A 472-nucleotide genomic window follows, 5' to 3' on the forward strand; every position below is an offset into this window, starting at 1 on the left:
GGTGAAGAGATCGAGATCGTTGGTATCAAAGACACCACGACGACTACCTGTACGGGTGTAGAGATGTTCCGTAAGCTGCTTGACGAAGGTCGTGCAGGTGAGAACGTTGGTGTTCTGTTGCGTGGTACTAAGCGTGATGAAGTTGAGCGTGGTCAGGTATTGGCTGCTCCAGGTTCAATCAATCCTCACACCAAGTTTGAAGGTGAGGTTTACGTACTGTCTAAGGATGAAGGTGGTCGTCACACGCCATTCTTTAAAGGTTACCGTCCACAGTTTTACTTCCGTACCACTGATGTAACCGGTGCGTGTGAGTTGCCAGAAGGCGTAGAGATGGTAATGCCAGGTGACAACATTCAGATGTCTGTTACTTTGATCTGCCCAATTGCTATGGACGAAGGTCTGCGTTTCGCGATTCGCGAAGGTGGCCGTACCGTAGGTGCTGGTGTGGTATCCAAGATCCTCGACTAATCGA

1 protein-coding gene is annotated in these 472 nt (G+C 49.8%); it reads left to right on the top strand.

What is annotated here, in order from left to right; all coding sequences use genetic code 11:
- Positions 1–468 (top strand): EF-Tu/IF-2/RF-3 family GTPase (locus tag ABWW03_RS19960; protein WP_353411443.1); only part of this gene is annotated, 468 nt, incomplete at its 5' end.
- Between the last annotated feature and the right edge of the window lie 4 nt (positions 469–472).

It is taken from the genome of Pseudoteredinibacter isoporae, assembly GCF_040372805.1.
Lineage (GTDB): Bacteria > Pseudomonadota > Gammaproteobacteria > Pseudomonadales > Cellvibrionaceae > Pseudoteredinibacter > Pseudoteredinibacter isoporae_A.